The sequence below is a fragment of the Bradyrhizobium sp. GW821-FHT13H06 genome (genome assembly GCF_058803975.1).
The window spans coordinates 1-15180 of sequence record NZ_JBXAPN010000009.1; the positions used below are offsets into that span (position 1 = coordinate 1).

The window sequence follows — 15180 nt, forward strand, 5'->3', positions numbered from 1 at the left end:
AATGAGCTGCGAGGATGCGAAGCCGTGTCTGCGATACAACATGCGTGTTGGAAGAGCGGCACCGCCGCCTCATTCTCGAAAGCAATCCAGAATCCCTCCGCGGTGACAGCCCGGATTGCTTCGCTGCGCTCGCAATGACGACGTCGACAGAGCCTGCGCCATACTCAGCTGTCTTGCCCCGGACGCGGCGCAACGTCGCTTCGACGGTGCGCTGCAGAGCCGGGGCCCATGCTGCGGCATCGGGCCGTGTGGCCCCTGGGGCGCGGCCAATTATTCGGCAATTCCGCCGGCGGCGCCGGTGGACTTGCCCGCCACAATCCGGTTCAATGAACCGGTTGAGGTTTCAGGCGACAAGGGTGTCGAGACGTCTTCTGGTCCCGGCGCTGCCGGGCTTCACCCCACCCCACTTGCGTGAAACTGTCGGGAATGCTCTTTGCTTGAGCGTTATCCGTGGGGCCACCGGCCCCGATCCAGAGAGATGAGATGAGCAAACTCGTTATCAGCGCCGGCGATTTCACCTTCGATGCCCGCTTCGAAGAGCAATTGGCGCCCAAGACCGTCGCAGCGTTCCGCAAGGCACTGCCGTTCGAAAGCCACATCATCCATGTGCGCTGGAGCGGTGAGGGCGTATGGATGCCGCTCGGCGACCTCGATTTCGGCGTCGGCTACGAGAACCACACCAGCTATCCCGCGCCCGGCCAGATCATCCTTTACCCGGGCGGCATCAGCGAGACCGAGATCCTGCTCGCCTATGGCGGCGTGCATTTCGCGAGCAAGATGGGCCAGCTCGCCGGCAACCATTTCATCACGCTGACCTCGGGCCTGGAGAATCTGGCGACACTGGGCAAGAGCGTGCTGTGGAAGGGCGCCCTGCCGATCCGCTTCGAGGAAGTCTGAGTGACTGACACGAGCTACCCTCGCGATCTCCGCGGTTACGGCCGCAATCCGCCGCATCCGCAATGGCCCGACAACGCGCGGATCGCGGTGCAGTTCGTCGTCAATTTCGAGGAGGGCGGCGAGAACAACATCCTGCACGGCGACCCCGCCTCGGAGGCGTTTCTGTCGGACGTGCTCGGCGCGCAGCCCTGGCCGGGCCAGCGCCACGCCAATATCGAATCGATGTTCGAATACGGCTCGCGCGCCGGCTTCTGGCGGCTGTGGCGGATGTTCACCGCGCGCAACTGGCCGACCACCGTGTTCGGCGTCGCCACTGCGCTCAAGCGCAATCCCGAGATCGTCGCGGCGATGAAGGAGGCCGGCTGGGACATCGCGAGCCACAGCCTGAAATGGATCGAGCACAAGGACATGACCGAGGCGCGGGAGCGCGCCGAGATCGCGGAAGCGATCCGCGTCCACATCGAGGCGACCGGCTCGCGTCCGCTCGGCTGGTACACCGGGCGCTCCTCCATCAACACCAACCGCCTGCTGATGGAGGAGGGCGGCTTCCTCTATCTCTGCGACTCCTATGCCGACGATCTGCCCTATTGGGTGAAGGGTCCGGGAGGCAAGCAGCTCATCATTCCCTATACGTTGGACGCCAACGACATGCGCTTCATCAACCCACAAGGGTTCGCGGAAGGCGAGCAGTTCTTCACCTATCTGAAGGACGCCTTCGACGTGCTCTACGCCGAGGGCGAGACCGCGCCGAAGATGATGTCGGTCGGCTTGCATTGCCGCCTTGCCGGCCGGCCCGGCCGCGCGGCGGGGCTGATGCGCTTCCTCGACTATGTCGGCAAGCATGAGCGCGTCTGGGTGCCGACGCGGTTGCAGATTGCGCAGCATTGGCACGACAAGCACGCTCATCTCGCCGCCGACGCATTCGAGATCGGGTGAGAGGACCATGTCGCAGATCCCGCTCACCGACCTCAACGCCGCAAGCAGGGCCGACTTCGTCGCCGCGCTCACCAATGTCGTCGAATATTCGCCATGGATTGCCGAGCAGCTCGCGGCAAAGCGGCCGTTTGCCGGCATCAATCAGCTGCACGCCGCGCTGATGGCCGCGATCCAGAGCGCCGAGCCTGATGTTCAGTTGGCGCTGATCCGGGCGCATCCCGATCTCGCCGACAAGACGCAACGCGCCGCCGGTCTCACCGCGGAATCGACCGACGAGCAGAACAGCGCCGGGCTCGACCGGCTATCGGAGGCCGAATATGCGGCGTTCGAGCGTGCCAACAACGCCTACCGCGACAAGTTCGGCTTTCCCTATATCGTCTGCGTGCGCAGACACACCAGGGATTCCGTGCTGCGCGACTTCGAGACGCGACTGCTCAATATCGCCAAGACCGAGACGCGACGTGCGATCGAGGAAATTGGCCGCATCTCCGCGCTGCGGCTGGATCAGCTCATCATTGCCGATGACAGGCTGAAGGTGCACGGCCGGCTCTCGACCCATGTGCTGGACAATCACATTGGCAGGCCTGCGCCGGGCGTCCCGATCGAGCTCGTGGAGCTCGCGAGCCTTGGCGAGAGCCGCGTCATCGCGCGCGCGGTGACCAATGCCGACGGGCGCACCGACCAGCCGCTGATCGGCGGTCGCCCGCTGCCGATCGGCCGCTACGAGCTCAGATTCCGCGTTGCCCAATACTACGCGGAGCGCAATGTGCCGCTGTCCGATCCGCCGTTTCTCGACGAGATCCCGCTGCGCTTTGCGATCAGCGAGCCGGAAAGCCATTACCACGTGCCGCTGCTGGTCACGCCCTGGAGCTATTCGACCTATCGCGGCAGCTAAAGCACGTAGGTCGGGCTGGTTCACCTCTCCCCGACGGGGAGAGGTCGGATTGCGCAGCAATCCGGGTGACGGGCTGCGGCGCTCGGTGAGACCTAAACCCCTCACCCGGATCGCATCTTCGATGCGCTCCGACCTCTCCCTACGGGAGAGGTGAAACCCACTCTAGTCGCCAAACTTGTCGTGCAGCGCCGGAAACAGCCGATCCGGTTTGAAGGGCGGTGCGGTGAAGCGAATGCCGGTGGCATCCGCAATTGCGTTGCCGAGTGCAGCGGCGACCGGATTGTACGGGCTCTCGCTCATCGACTTTGCGCCGAGCGGTCCGATCGTGTCGGACGTCTCGGCGAAGTGCACCTCCGTGCGCGGAACATCGGCGAAGGAGGGCAGGTGGTAGTCGCGAAATTTCGGGTTGATGACGCGGCCGTTCGCATCGATCACCATCTCCTCGTAGAGCGCAGCGCCGAGCGCCTGCGCCACGCCGCCTTCGACCTGACCGCGGCATTGCGTGGGATTGGCGACGACGCCCGCGTCCGCGGCGTGCACGCTCCTGAGAATCCTGAGCTCGCCGGTGCCCTTGTTCACGGCGACACGAAAACCCTGCACGTTGAAGCCGACCGAACGCGGCGTGCCGGTGGAATTGCCGCTGCCTGTGAACGGACGTCCGCGGTCGTGCGCGAGCTTTGCAAGTTCCGTATAGGGCATGCGCCGTACGCCGCTGACGACGGCGTCCCCATCGAGCACGCAGGTTTTCACGTCGCACAGCCACGCGCCGGCGGCCGCCGCCTTCAGCTCGGTCGCAAGCTGCACGGCCGCCGCATGCGTCGCCTTGCCCGCAACGAAGGTGCCGGCGCTGCCATAGGCGCCGGTGTCGTGGCCGCCATGGGCCGTATCGGACTGGCGCAGGCGGATTCTCCCGACCGTGGTCGCCAGCGTGGTCGCGGCGATCTGGAGGTGCACGGTGCTGGTGCCGTTGCCGAACTCGGCTGTGCCGACGGTGAGGTCGAAGCCGCCGTCGTCGTTGAGCGCGATCGTCGCGTCGGCGATGTGGCCGGCCGGTGGTACCGTATCGATCATGGCCAGCGCGATGCCGTCGCCGATCAGCCATTCCGGCGACAGGTCCGGCTGCGGGCCATCTGCCTGCATCGCGCGCTCGACGAGGTCGAGGCACTGGTCGAGCCCATAGGAGCCGTAGAGCACATCGTGATATTCGGACGGCGGCGGCGACAGCATGGGATCGCCGGGCTTGACGATATTACGCCGGCGCATCTCGTACGGACTGATGCCGAGTTGGCTGGCCAGCTCGTCGATGGCAGCCTCCACCGCGATCAGGGTCTGCGGCAGGCCATAGCCGCGAAACGCGCCCGCCGGCACGGTGTTGGTATAGACGGCGCCGCCGTCCACCCGCTTGTTCGGGCAATTGTAGACGCTGATGGACTCGCCCAGAGCGTGGAACATCACGGGGCCGGCATGATTGCCGTAGGCGCCGGTGTTGGAGAGCACGTCGAGCTGGAGCGCGGTGAGCTTGCCGTCGGCATCGGCGCCCGCCTTGATGTGGACCCGCATCGGATGCCGCGTCGAGGTCGCGATGAACTGCTCCTCGCGGGTGAGCTCCAGTTTCACGGGCCGCCCGGTCCTCAGCGCAGCAAGCGCCAGGATGTCCTCGACGAACATCTCCTGCTTGCCGCCGAAGCCGCCGCCGACGCGCTCGCAGAATACGCGGACCTTGTCCATGGGAAGCTGGAAGATGTCCGACAGCGCGCGCCGGGTCAGGAACGGGACCTGCGTCGAGGTGCGGACATTGAGCACGCTTGCGTCATCGAGCCAGGCGAGGCCGCCATGCGTCTCCAGTGCCGCATGCTGCACACGGTGACTGTGGAACGTGGCCTCATAGGTCACGGTGGACGTAGCGAGCGCCGCCGCGACGTCGCCGAACTCGCCGTGCGTTTCCGCGACGAGATTGCGCTGCGCGTCCGCGACGCGGTTCGCAATGGTGCGGTCAGGATGAATGATGGGCGCGCCCGGCGCCATCGCCTGCTCCGGATCGATCAGCGCGGGCAGAATCTCGTAGCTGACTTTCAGTCTGCGGCATGCCTCCTCGGCGGCGGCTTCGGTCTCGGCGACGACGGCGGCAACCTTTTGGCCGATGAAACGCACGACCTTGTCGAGGATTCGGGTGTCCTCGGGGTCCATCCAGTCCTTCTCGTGCCGCGCCGTCGACATCAGCACGGATGGCGCATCCTCATGCGTCAGCACCGCATGCACGCCGGCTACGCGAAGGGCTTCCGACCTGTCGATCGCGACGATCCTGGCGTGAGCGTGCGGCGAACGCAGCAGCTTGATGTGCAGCAGCCCGTCGATGGCGGTATCGAAGGTGTAGCGCGCCTTGCCGCGCACGATGTCTGGACCCGCCGGCGCCGGCAGGCTACGGCCGAACGCGGCGCCGGCCTCGACGCTCGCCTCGACATTGGTCTTGCCGAGGATCGCATCCTCGATCGAACGATAACCGGTGCAGCGGCAGATGTTGCCCTTCAGCGCTGCGCCGAGATCGGTCCGCTGGGCCTGGTTCAGCGAGGCACAGGTCAGGATCATGCCGGCGGTGCAGAAGCCGCATTGAAAGCCCTGCGCATCGAGGAAGGCCTGCTGCATCGGATGCGTGCCGTCATCTCCGCCAAGACCTTCGATCGTGGTGACGGCGTGCCCCTCGGCACGGAACGCCGGGATCAGGCAGCTGTGCACCGGCTCCCCGTCGAGCAGCACGGTGCAGGCGCCGCAATCGCCGGCATCGCAGCCCTTTTTGACGCCGAAATGGCCGAGCTCGCGCAGGAACGTGCGCAGGCACTGGCCGGCGCGAGGCTCCTGAGAAAATGCCTTGCCGTTGACCTCGAAGCTCATGGCCGCGTTGCTCCCAGGAGTTCACCGCGAATTTCCTCGGCGAGCCGCAGCGTCATCTGCTTGCGCCAGAGCGGCTTGCCGTGGATGTCGGTGTTGTACAACTCCTCGGTGACGCCTTCCGAGACGGCGGCGCGGAGCGTAGCGGCGTCCGGCGCCTTGGCAAACGAGAGCTGGACCGGCCGCACCGTCGATGCGGTGATCGTCAATGTCAGTTTGCCATCCGGATCGAGGCTGCCGATCAGAAGCGCTGCAGAGCGGCCGACGGGGGCCAGCGAAATCTGGCGAAAGGCCGCGCGGCGGCGCAACGCCGCAATCGGGATATCGATCTGGCGCAGCAGGTCGCCGGGCATGAGACGGTTGCTCTGGTTGCCGGTGACGAAATCGACGACGGGAATGTTCTGCTCGCCGCCGCCGGCCTTCCAGATGGTGCAGACGCCGTCGAGCGCCGATGTGAGCGAGATCATCGGCCCCGCCGGCAGCGACATGCAGACATTGCCGCCGACCGTGGCTGTCTTCCAGATCTTGAAGGAGGCGAGGAAGGCCCGGCAACACTGGCCGATCAATGGCGCTGCGAGCCAGTCGGGCGGGCAGGATAGTCCGTCCAGCTGTGCAACCGTGCAGGTGGCGGCAATGGAGAGATGGCTGTCCGTGATCGTCAGCGCCGGCCATCTCAGATCGGTGAGATCGATCAGTCGCCTCAGGTGGACCTGCGGCTCCGAGTACAACCAGGTGCCGCCTGCAAGCCAGGCATCACCCGTCGTCCAGGCAGGCAGTTGCGCGCGCGTTTGCGGGTGGGCCACCGTCGTGATGGTATTCAAATCCATGGCTGCGCCAGCGCTTCCGCCCGGGTGAATCGTGCAGACGAGTCTTGCAAGACCAGAGCCAAGCCGCAACAAACAAGTCGTAGCGATATCGTGTTTCGGGCTGGCGTTCCCCTTGCAGGCTGGTCGTCATTCGGTGTGTGGAGAAGCAGGATCATGAGCGATGCGAAGCCCATCTGGATCAGGGATCCCCTCGCCATCCTTGCCGATGGTGCCGAACGCGGCATCGTGGCGAAGGACGGCCTGATCGTCGAGCTGGTGCCGGCCGGCGGTGCGCCTGCAACCGCGGATGTCGCAGTGTTCGATGCGGGCGAGCATGTCGTGCTGCCGGGCCTGATCAATACCCATCATCATTTCTACCAGACGCTGACGCGGGCGCTGCCGGCTGCAATGGACCGGGAGCTGTTTCCCTGGCTGCAGGCGCTCTATCCGGTCTGGGCGAGGCTGACGCCTGAGGCGCTCGAGCTCGGCGTCACGGTGGCGATGTCGGAGCTGCTGCTCTCCGGCTGCACCACCACGACCGATCACCACTATGTTTTCCCGGCAGGGCTCGAGGACGCCGTCGATATCGAGGTGGCGGTGGCACAGCGACTGGGTGTGCGGGTGCTGCTGACCCGGGGCTCGATGAACCTGTCGCAGCGCGACGGCGGCCTGCCACCTGACAGCGTCGTGCAGGACGAGGATACGATCCTCGCGGACAGCGCGCGCGTGGTCGCAAAGCATCACCAGCGCGGTGCGGATGCGATGGTGCAGATCGCGCTCGCACCGTGTTCGCCGTTCTCGGTGACGACCTCGCTGATGCGCGCGACCGCCGATCTCGCCGACAAGCTCGACGTGCGCCTGCACACCCACCTCGCCGAGACCGAGGACGAGAACAAATTCTGTCAGCAGATGTATGGCTGCCGCCCGCTCGACTATCTCGAGCAATGCGGCTGGCTCAATGCGCGAACCTGGCTCGCCCATGGCATCTTTTTCAACGACGACGAGATCAAGCGCCTCGGCAAGGCGAAGACGACCATCAGCCATTGCGCCTGCAGCAACCAGCTGCTGGCGTCCGGCTGCTGTCCCGTCTGCGAGATGGAGGAGGCCGGCGTCGGGATCGGGATCGGCGTCGACGGCTCGGCGTCGAACGACGGCTCAAACCTGATGCAGGAGGTACGCGCCGCTTTCCTGCTGCAACGGGCCCGCTACGGGGTGACGAAAGTCAGTCACAAGGACGCGCTGCGCTGGGTCACCAAGGGCTCGGCGGCCTGTATCGGGCGGCCGGAACTCGGCGCGATCGCCGTCGGCAAGGCAGCCGATCTCGCGCTGTTCAGGCTCGACGAGCTGCGCTTCTCCGGTCACGGCGATCCGCTGGCTGCCCTGGTGCTGTGCGGGGCGCATCGGGCCGACCGGGTGATGGTGGCCGGAAAATGGACGGTGATCGACGGCGCGATTCCGGGCCTGGATGTGGCAGACCTCATCCGCCGCCACAGTTCCGCAGCACGGGCCATGCGGGCGGGATAGGCCAGGCAAGATGGAAAGAGGGGGCAGCCACAAGTGCCGGGTGCTTCTGGCCACCCCCTCCGAACCTCCTCCGGGAGGAGCAGGTGAATTGGGGAATGCAAGAAGCGTGCTACTTGCCCGGCAGCTTGTCGTCGATGCCTTTCACGTAGAAATTCATGCCAAGGATCTGGCCGTCGTCGAGGTGATCGCCGCCCTTGCACTCGACCGGCTTGCCGTCCTGCCCAACGATCGGGCATTTGAACGGATGCAGCTTGCCCGCAGTGATCGCGGCCTGGGCATCCTCGGCCATCTTTTTCACATCGTCCGGCATGTTGGTGTAGGGCGCCATCGCGAACATGTGGCTGTCGAGGCCGCCCCAGGTGTTTTCGGACTTCCAGGTGCCGGCGAGCTCGGCCTTGACGCGCTCGATGTAGTAGGGGCCCCAGGTGTCCAGGATCGAGGTGAGCTGGGTCTTGGGCCCGAACTTGATCATCTCGGAATCCTGGCCGAAGGCGAGCTTGCCGCGTTCGCTGGCAATCTGCATGGCGGCGGGCGAATCCGTGTGCTGCATGATGACGTCGGCGCCCTGGTCGATCAGTGCCTTGGCGGCGTCGGCTTCCTTGCCGGGGTCGAACCAGGTGTTGGCCCAGATGATCTTGACCTTGATGTTCGGGTTGATGGTCTGCGCCGCCAGCATCGTCGCGTTGATGCCGGAGACGACCTCCGGAATCGGGAACGAGCCGATGTAGCCGAGCACGCCTGACTTCGACATCTTGGCTGCGATCAGGCCTTGAATGTAGCGGCCCTGATACCATTTCGCCGAATAGGTCGACATGTTCGGGTTGTGCTTGTAACCGGTGGCGTGCTCGAAATGCACGTTCGGGTATTTCTTGGCGACCTTCAGCGTCGAGTCCATGTAGCCGAAGGACGTCGTGAAGATCAGCTTGTTGCCGGCGCGGACCAGCTGCTCGATCGAGCGCTCGGCGTCGGGGCCTTCGGGCACGTTCTCGAGGTAGGTGGTCTCGATCTTGTCGCCCAGTTCCTTCACCAGCGCCTGACGACCGAGGTCGTGCTGATAGGTCCAGCCGAGGTCTCCGATCGGACCCACATAGACGAAGCCGACCTTCAGCTTGTCGGCGGCGGAGGCTGCACTGACGTTCCCGGCAAGCAAAAGCCCGGCAGTCAGCGCAAGAAGTGATTTCCACATCATCGATCTCCAAACGTCGGGGGAAAGCCATGATCGGCAACATGCGCGCCCCATCGCGCATGCCGCGGAAGCGAGAATTCAGCGGTCAGGCACGAACACGGTGCCGAGCGCCGCTGGCGCTGTCGAGCCGCCGGTCCGCGCGCGGGAGAGCAGGACGAGCACGATGATGGTCGCGAGATAAGGCAGTGCCGACATGAATTGCGAGGGAATGCCGACGCCCCAGCCTTGCGCGTGCAGTTGCAGGATCGTCACCGCGCCGAACAGATAGGCGCCGGCCACGAGCAGGCCTGGCCGCCAGGACGAGAACACCACCAGCGCCAGCGCGATCCAGCCGCGGCCGGCGGTCATGCCTGGAACGAAGAACGGCGTATAGGCGAGCGGCAGATAAGCGCCGGCAAGGCCTGCGCAGGCACCGCCGAACATCACGGCGAAGGTGCGGATGCGCAGCACGGGATAGCCGAGCGCATGTGCGGAGACATGATTGTCGCCGCAGGCGCGCAGGATCAAGCCCGCCCGCGTGCAGTACAGGAACCACCAGACGCCGACGATCAGTGCGACCGAGAAATAGACGAAGCCGTCCTCGCCGAACAGCACGCGGCCGATCAGCGGAATGTCCGTCAGGACGGGAATATAGAGGTGCATTGCCGGCGTGATGCGCTCGCCCACGAAGCCGGCGCCGATCAGGCCGGAGAGCCCGACGCCGAGGATGGTCAGCGCGAGCCCGGTCGCAACCTGGTTGACGGCAAGCCCGAGTGCCATCAGCGCGAAGACGAGCGACATCAGCGTGCCCGCGATGATCCCGCACAGCGCGCCGATGAAGATTGATCCGGTCAGCCAGGCGCCGGCAAAGCCGCAGGCCGCGCCGACGATCATCATGCCCTCGACGCCGAGATTGAGCACGCCGGAGCGCTCGGTGACGAGCTCGCCGGTCGCCGCGATCAGCAGCGGCGTCGACGCGGCGAGCACCGCTAGGATGATGGCTTCAACCAGCTCCACGAGTCACCTGTCGGTTCGGGAAGACCAGCTTGAAGCGGTAGAGGATGAGGGAATCGCAGGCGAGCACGTAGAACAGCAGAATGCCCTGAAAGACCTTGGTGACGTCCAACGGGATCTTCATCGCGATCTGCGCCTGCTCGCCGCCGATAAAGGTCAATGCCAGGAAAAGGCCTGCAATGAGTATTCCAACTGGATTCAGGCGGCCGAGGAAGGCCACGATGATCGCGGTAAAGCCGTAACCAGGCGAGATGCCCGGCTGGAGATGCCCGACCGGACCTGCAACCTCGATGATTCCGGCGAGGCCCGCCAGCGCGCCTGATACCGCGAAGGTCAGGATGATCAGCTGATTGGCATTGAAGCCGCCGAACCGCGCCGCACGGGGCGCAGCTCCAACCACGCGGATCTCAAAGCCTTTGATGGTGCGCCCGAGCAGGATCGCCGCTGCTGCGACGACGAGCAAGGCGATGATCGAGCCGAGATGCAGCCGGCCGCCTTCGATCAGCAGGGGGACTGTCGCCACCGGATCGAATTCCGCCGTGGTCGGAAAATTGAAGCCCTGTGGGTCGCGCCATGGCCCGCGCACGAGATAGTCGAGGAAGAGGTCGGCGACATAAACCAGCATCAGGCTGGTCAGGATCTCGCTGGCGCCGAACTTGACTTTGCAGATCGCCGGGATCAGCGCATAGAGCGCGCCCGCTGCGGCGGCGAGGACGAGCATGGCCGGCAGCACCCAGGCGCCGGCGTCGGTGCCTTGCGTCTTCACCGCAACCCAGCTTCCGGCGACTGCGCCGATCAGGAATTGTCCCTCGGCGCCGATGTTCCAGGCATTGGCGAGATAGCAGAGCGACAGCCCGATCGCGATCATCACCAGTGGCGTTGCCTTCACCGCGATCTCCTGGAGCGAATAGCCGTCGGTCAAGGGTGCAATGAAATAGGCGTGCAGGGCGAGCAGCGGATTCTTGCCCAGTATCGCGAACAGGATGACCATGGTCAGGATCGTGAGGCCAATCGCGATCAGTGGGGACACCAGCGCGATCGTGCCGGAGCGCTCGGCGCGCTTCTCAAGCACCAGCTGCATCTTCGACCTCCTTCGGCTCCAGGCTGCTGCCGCCCATCAGGAGGCCGAGCTTTTCGCGGCTCGCTTCGCTTGCTGCGAGCGGAGGCGAAAGCTTGCCGTGGAACATCACGGCGATGCGGTCGGCGATCTCCGCGAGCTCGTCGAGATCCTGGCTGGTCACGAGGACGGCGGCGCCTGCGGCTGCGAGATCGAGCAGCGCCTGCCGGATGACGGCGGCGGCGCCGGCGTCGACGCCCCAGGTCGGCTGGCTCACCACCAGCACCGCGGGGGAGCGCAGGATCTCGCGTCCCACGATGAACTTCTGCAGATTGCCGCCGGAGAGGCTCGCGGCTTCGGGATCGCGTTTGGCCTTGCGGACGTCGAATGTCTCGGTCGCACGGTCGACCACTTTCAGCGTGGCAGCGGTATCGATGAAGCCACGACGGACCATGCCGCTGGCGGCATGGCCGGTGAGCAGCGCGTTCTCCGACAGCTTCATGCGCGGCGCGGTGCCGTGGCCGAGCCGCTCCTCGGGTACGAAAGCGGCGCCCAGCTTGCGCCGCTGGGTGATCGAGAGACGGCCGGCGGCGATGCCTTCGATCACCACCGTGCTAGGGTCCTTCGAGAGGCGCTCGCCGGAGAGCGCGGCGAACAGTTCGTCCTGGCCGTTGCCGGCGACGCCGGCGATGCCGAGGATCTCGCCGCCCTTCAGCTCGAACGAGATGTGCTCAAGCCGCACACCATGCGCGTCTGCAGGGGCCAGCGAGAGATCGTCGACGACGAGCCGCGGCACGGTGGTCTTGCGGCCGGATGAGGCCCTCACTTCCTTGATCTCTCCGCCGACCATCATCCGTGCGAGCGAAGCCGCGGTCTCGAGCCGCGGGTTGCAGGTCTCGACCTTCCTGCCGCCGCGCAGGATCGTCGCGGTGTCACAGAGGCGCTTCACCTCCTCCAGCTTGTGGCTGATATAGAGGATCGCGCGGCCTTCGGCCTTAAGCCGCTCCAGCACGATGAACAGCTGATCTGCCTCCTGCGGCGTCAGCACCGCGGTGGGCTCGTCCAGGATCAGGAATTTCGGATCCTGCATCAAGGCGCGGACGATCTCGATGCGCTGGCGCTCGCCGACGGACAGTTGCCAGACTTCGCGCTTGGGATCGAGCGGCAGTCCATAGGTCTTCGACACCTGCTCCAGCCGCGCCGACATGTCCATGAAGGACTCTTTGCCGTCGAGACCGAGCGCGACGTTCTCGGCGACGGTAAGATTGTCGAACAGCGAGAAATGCTGGAATACCATTCCGATGCCACGGCTGCGTGCTTCCGAGGGACCGGAAAGCACGATTCGTCGACCCTGCCAGCGAATCTCGCCGGCGCTGGGCTGGATCAGACCGTAGATGGCTTTGACCAACGTCGACTTGCCGGCGCCGTTCTCGCCGAGCAGGGCGTGAATTTCACTCGGCCAGATGTCGATGTCGATGGAATCGTTGGCGAGGAAATCGCCATAGCGCTTGGTGAGGCCGATCGTCCTCAGGAGCGGGGAATCGCCGGAATGCTGGCCGTTGGGCATCGGATCTAACATTCGCTGATGCGCTTGCATGCGTGACGTGTCTCGATAGTGGGCCAGTTTGAACCGCGCTGTAAGATGTGAAAAAGCATCATCCCTTGCTCAACGTTTCGGCGGGCCATCGGCCCAGCGGGTCGTCAACCGTGCTGAGCGACCAGGTCGCCACAGCTGCTCCAACTCGGCATCACATCGGGCGCGATCAGAAAAACGGCGTCATCTCCCTCTGGATGTGCTGCTATTTCGTCCAAGCGCCGTCGTGCAGCGCTTCAGCCTCCTTTTCGAGCAGGGGGCCGATGACCTCTGTCGGGCGCTGGCCGCTGGCAAAGACCTCGCGGCACGGCAGGTCGAGGGTCGGGTTCTCCGGATGGTTGCCGGTGATGCCGCGCAGGCGATGCTCGCTGAGGCCAAAGACGACGCGGCCGATGCCGGCCCAGTAGATCGCACCTGCACACATCGCGCAGGGCTCGGCCGACGAATAGAGCGTGGCCTTCGCCAGCACTTCGCGCCCGAGCGTGCGGCAGGCCCGGGTGGCCGCGAGACGTTCGGCATGCGCGGTGCCGTCATGATCCGGCATGTAGCCGTTCTCGCTCTCGATGAGAACCTTGCCGTCGGCCGCGACAACGATGCAGCCGAAGGGATGATTGCCATGGCTAAGCGAGCGGCGGGCGACCGCGAACGACAGGCGCAGGAAGTGTTCGTCACGTTCGGACGCGGCGTCCATCGCTACTCCGCGGTCAATGCCCGCCATGCGCCGGCCGACCACGATGAATGTCGGCTTCGCTGATCCGTGCTTCATACACAATTTGCCGTGAAACATCACCAGCCAGCCGGACGGTTGTTGATGACGGCATTTTCCGAATAACCGATTGAAAAATATCGGTAATGCGGCCCGTCAAATCCCTGACTAGGAAGAAATGCCAGACGCAATTGCAGGCGTTGGGGCTCCCGCGCGCATGACCGGCGCGAGGCAGCGTGGCGCGTACTCGCATTCATGCTAATCACGCGCTTGTTGGGGCAGGCGCTGGTACGTGATTTTTTGCTGGCACCGAGCTGGTGCCGGACGCCAGGACGGCCGTCGCCGCGGTCCAGAGAAGAGGAAGTTTGTCGAGATGGGGTCCGTTAACGCCGTTCAAAATGCATCGCTCGGCGAAGTGATCGTGGGTCGGATCAACGATCTGGCCGCGATCTCGGAAGAGGGTGACAAACTTACCCGCATCTATCTCACCAAGGAGTTGCGCGAGGCGGCGGACCTCGTCCTGGGCTGGATGCGCGAAGCCGGCATGAGCGCGCGCCTCGATGCGATCGGTAACATCTGTGGCCGCTATGAAGGCGACCGGCCGGGTGCTCCCTGCCTGATGCTCGGCTCGCACTACGACACCGTGCGCGATGCCGGCAAATGGGATGGACCGCTGGGTGTGATCACGGCGATCTCTTGCGTCGCTGATCTCAACCGCCGCGGCAAGCGCCTGCCGTTTGCGATCGAGGTGGTCGGTTTTGCCGATGAGGAGGGGGTGCGCTTCGCTTCGACCTTGCTCGGCAGCCGTGCGGTGGCCGGCACCTTTGACGAGAATGTGCTGAACACGCGCGACCGTGATGGCGTGTCGATGCGCGATGCGCTCGTGCAGTTCGGGCTCGACCCCGACCAGATCGGCGCGGCCGCGCGAGCGCGGCGCGAGCTGCTCGCCTACCTCGAATTGCACATCGAGCAGGGGCCGGTGCTGGAAGCGCAGAACCTGCCTGTGGGTGTCGTCACCGCGATTGCCGGCGCCACACGGCTTGCCGCGCGGCTGACGGGCATGGCCGGTCACGCCGGCACTGTACCGATGGAGCTTCGGCGCGACGCGCTCGCCGGGGCGGCCGAATGCATCGGTGCGATCGAACAATTTTGCCGCACCGACGAGGGCGGCCTGGTCGGCACCGTCGGCTACATCCAGGCGAGGCCCGGCGCGACCAATGTCATTCCGGGCGAAGTATCCTTCACCATCGATCTGCGCGCCCCCACCGACATGCACCGCAAGCGTGCGGTAGCCGATATCGTCCGCCGGATCGAGGCGATCGCCGAGCGCCGGCAGCTGGCCCTTCAGCTTGACGTCACCCACGAGAACCGCACTGCGCCTTGCGCGCCGTGGCTCAAAGAGCAGATCGCGCAGGCGATCGAGGCCGAAGGCGTCTCCGTGTTCGAGCTGCCGAGCGGGGCAGGGCACGACGGCATGGCGATGATCGACATTGCCGATGTCGGCATGATCTTCGTTCGCTGCCGCGGCGGCATCAGCCATCACCCGGATGAACATGTCGAGCTCGCCGATGCCGATGCTGGCGCGCGGGTGCTGCTGCGGGTGATCGAGAATTTTCAGACGCGGGAGAGCCGCGCCGCCGCGAGCTGAACAGCCGGCCCCCGCTCGTCATCGTGGCGAGACACGAATCAGTCAAACTTGG

General features: G+C 65.2%; 12 protein-coding genes. 5 read left to right on the forward strand and 7 right to left on the reverse strand.

Going from position 1 to position 15180, the window contains the following annotated elements; all coding sequences use genetic code 11:
• The first annotated feature begins 483 nt into the window (after window positions 1-483).
• Genes AC1RQP_RS30250 through uraD form a run of 3 tightly spaced genes read left to right on the forward strand, consistent with a single transcriptional unit; the run spans window position 484 to window position 2728 of the window.
• Window positions 484-897 carry a DUF3830 family protein gene (locus AC1RQP_RS30250; protein WP_131870951.1) on the forward strand — a complete coding sequence of 138 codons (414 nt, stop codon included), beginning with the start codon at window positions 484-486 and terminating at the stop codon, window positions 895-897.
• The gene (puuE, locus tag AC1RQP_RS30255; protein ID WP_492940401.1) at window positions 898-1833 is read left to right on the forward strand and encodes an allantoinase PuuE; all 936 of its coding nucleotides are present in this window, start codon (window positions 898-900) and stop codon (window positions 1831-1833) included. It begins immediately after the preceding gene.
• 7 nt (window positions 1834-1840) lie between these two features.
• The gene (uraD, locus tag AC1RQP_RS30260; protein WP_492940403.1) at window positions 1841-2728 is read left to right on the forward strand and encodes a 2-oxo-4-hydroxy-4-carboxy-5-ureidoimidazoline decarboxylase; all 888 of its coding nucleotides are present in this window, start codon (window positions 1841-1843) and stop codon (window positions 2726-2728) included.
• 162 nt (window positions 2729-2890) lie between these two features.
• On the opposite strand, the gene AC1RQP_RS30265 is transcribed toward uraD, so the two are convergent.
• Entirely contained in the window at window positions 2891-5617 is a 2727-nt protein-coding gene (locus AC1RQP_RS30265) for a molybdopterin-dependent oxidoreductase (RefSeq protein ID WP_492940405.1), read from the reverse strand.
• Entirely contained in the window at window positions 5614-6441 is an 828-nt protein-coding gene (locus tag AC1RQP_RS30270; protein WP_492940407.1) for an FAD binding domain-containing protein, read from the reverse strand. Before AC1RQP_RS30270 ends, AC1RQP_RS30265 begins: the two co-directional genes overlap by 4 nt.
• Window positions 6442-6594: 153 nt before the next feature.
• Between AC1RQP_RS30270 and AC1RQP_RS30275 the strand changes: the two genes are divergently transcribed.
• Window positions 6595-7944 carry an 8-oxoguanine deaminase gene (locus AC1RQP_RS30275; protein ID WP_492940409.1) on the forward strand — a complete coding sequence of 450 codons (1350 nt, stop codon included), beginning with the start codon at window positions 6595-6597 and terminating at the stop codon, window positions 7942-7944.
• A gap of 109 nt (window positions 7945-8053) precedes the next feature.
• Here the strand turns inward: AC1RQP_RS30275 and AC1RQP_RS30280 are convergent, their stop codons facing one another.
• The 5 genes from AC1RQP_RS30280 to AC1RQP_RS30300 form a co-directional block, all read right to left on the reverse strand.
• Window positions 8054-9130 (reverse strand): BMP family ABC transporter substrate-binding protein, encoded by a 1077-nt coding sequence (locus AC1RQP_RS30280; RefSeq protein WP_492940411.1) that lies wholly within the window; start codon window positions 9128-9130, stop codon window positions 8054-8056.
• Window positions 9131-9208: 78 nt separating this feature from the next.
• Window positions 9209-10126: an ABC transporter permease gene (locus AC1RQP_RS30285; protein WP_492940413.1), complete on the reverse strand. Its 918-nt coding sequence runs from the start codon at window positions 10124-10126 to the stop codon at window positions 9209-9211.
• On the reverse strand, window positions 10113-11204 hold the full coding sequence (locus tag AC1RQP_RS30290) for an ABC transporter permease (RefSeq protein WP_492940415.1): 1092 nt from the start codon (window positions 11202-11204) through the stop codon (window positions 10113-10115). The genes AC1RQP_RS30285 and AC1RQP_RS30290 overlap by 14 nt, the downstream gene beginning before the upstream one ends.
• Complete coding sequence (locus tag AC1RQP_RS30295) at window positions 11188-12759, reverse strand: ABC transporter ATP-binding protein (RefSeq protein WP_492940417.1); 1572 nt, start codon at window positions 12757-12759, stop codon at window positions 11188-11190. The genes AC1RQP_RS30290 and AC1RQP_RS30295 overlap by 17 nt, the downstream gene beginning before the upstream one ends.
• Before the next feature lie 220 nt (window positions 12760-12979).
• The gene (locus AC1RQP_RS30300; protein WP_492940807.1) at window positions 12980-13465 is read right to left on the reverse strand and encodes a nucleoside deaminase; all 486 of its coding nucleotides are present in this window, start codon (window positions 13463-13465) and stop codon (window positions 12980-12982) included.
• 388 nt (window positions 13466-13853) lie between these two features.
• Between AC1RQP_RS30300 and AC1RQP_RS30305 the strand changes: the two genes are divergently transcribed.
• The gene (locus AC1RQP_RS30305; protein WP_492940419.1) at window positions 13854-15128 is read left to right on the forward strand and encodes an allantoate amidohydrolase; all 1275 of its coding nucleotides are present in this window, start codon (window positions 13854-13856) and stop codon (window positions 15126-15128) included.
• Window positions 15129-15180: the final 52 nt, after the last annotated feature.